The organism is Actinosynnema sp., assembly GCF_052038725.1.
Genome location: NZ_JBQGCX010000258.1, coordinates 1 through 1,517, shown reverse-complemented (window position 1 = coordinate 1,517; position 1,517 = coordinate 1). Strand labels below are relative to the sequence as shown.

2 protein-coding genes are annotated in these 1,517 nt (G+C 71.1%); both read right to left on the bottom strand.

Features of this window, described 5'->3' with window-relative positions; all coding sequences use genetic code 11:
- Window positions 1-324, bottom strand: a 324-nt coding sequence (locus ACTUAL_RS04970; protein WP_440899421.1) for a zf-HC2 domain-containing protein, incomplete at its 3' end; no start/stop codon positions are given.
- On the bottom strand, window positions 321-866 hold the full coding sequence (locus ACTUAL_RS04965) for a sigma-70 family RNA polymerase sigma factor (protein WP_440899420.1): 546 nt from the start codon (window positions 864-866) through the stop codon (window positions 321-323). The genes ACTUAL_RS04970 and ACTUAL_RS04965, both read right to left, overlap by 4 nt.
- Between the last annotated feature and the right edge of the window lie 651 nt (window positions 867-1,517).

Below are 1,517 nucleotides of genomic sequence, written 5' to 3'. Positions count from 1 at the left end.
GAGCACGACCGCGACGACCGCGGCGGCGGCCACGCCCGCGCCGACGCGCCTGCGCGACGCGCGGACCTGGCGCTCCTGCCCGACCTGCCGCAGCGCGCGCCGCAGCAGCAGGTCGCCGCCGTCCGGTGGTCCGTCCAGCAGCGCCTCGGGCGGGACCTCGCCCAGCGCCTCCTCCATCGCCCTCAGCCCGTGCACCTCGTCGCGGCAGGTCGGGCAGGTCGCCAAGTGGGCCTCCACCTCGCGCACCTCCGCCTCCTCCAGCACTCCCAGCACGTGCGCGCCGAGCAGTTGCGGGACGCGGCTGCTGTCGTGAGTCCCGGTCATCCCGCCACCTCCTTCAGCGAGACCCCGGTGAAGGTCTCGCGCAGTGCTCTGAGCGCGTAGTGCGATCTCGACTTCACCGTTCCCGGCGGCACCCCGAGCGCCTCGGCGGCCTCGGTGACGCTGCGCCCCCGGAAGTAGATCTCCAGCAGGACGTCGCGGTGGTCCGAGGAGAGCTGGTGCAGCGCCTCCAGGACGACGACCGAGTCGACCACGGCCTCCGCGTGGTCGCGGGCGACCGCCGCGGCGCCGGGCGACTCCGCGACCTCCTGCGGTCGCGCGGCGCGGGCGCGGACCCGGTCGGTGCTGATGTTGCGCGCGACCGTCAACCACCACCCGCGCACCGAACCCTTGCCGTTGACCAGCGCCTCGGGGTGCCGCCAGGCCCTGACGAGGGTCTCCTGGACGACGTCCTCAGCCGCCGCCCGGTCACCGGTCAACCGCGTGGCGTACGCCAACAACGCCCGACCGTGCTCCTCGTAGAGGGTCCTGATCAGGGCCTCGTCGGCCGCGGTCTCCCGTTTGCGGGACCACAGAGCCGCCATCCACCCACTCCTTCCACCAGCTCGTGCTCGTGAACACGGAGGGGGGGTGGGAACGGTTCATTGGGGGGAGTGGGAGTGGGGTCGAGGTCAAGACGGGGTTGGGGGCGGGGTTGGGGTTGGGAGCGGAGTCGGGGTGGGCGCAGCGGGGCGAAAGTTGGGGACAAGTCGGGGGTTGGGGACAGGTCGGGACACGGACGACGAGTGGTAGCACGGAAGACGGAGATGGCGCGGAAGACGGATGAACGGACCGTTCACCGAGACTGCCACCGAGACCGGCGATGAACGGACCACTTACCCAAGGTTGAACGGACCGTTCAACCGGCAACGCGAGACAAGCCGCCCAACGAGCGGTCCACCCGCCCGAGACCGGCGATGAACGGACCACTCACCCAAGGTTGAACGGACCGTTCAACCAGAGACACACGACAAGACGCCAGGTGAGTTGAACGGACCGTTCAACCGGCAGGGTGAGGCAAGTCGCCGAGCGAACGGACCGTTCAACCGAGAGCCGACAGAGCACGTGGACCAGCGGTTCGCCTAGCGGGCCCACAGCGCCTTCAGCAGCGCCCCAAAGGTTCCCCAGCGACCCCCAACCGCCTCTCCGCCCCCGCCACATCCGCGCCCCCGCATCCGCCCCCCGCATCCGCATCC

Coding starts and splice junctions, on each gene's coding strand:
- ACTUAL_RS04965 (WP_440899420.1), bottom strand. CDS start 866: ATGGCGGCTCTGTGGTCCCGCAAACGGGAGACCGCGGCCGACGAGGCC.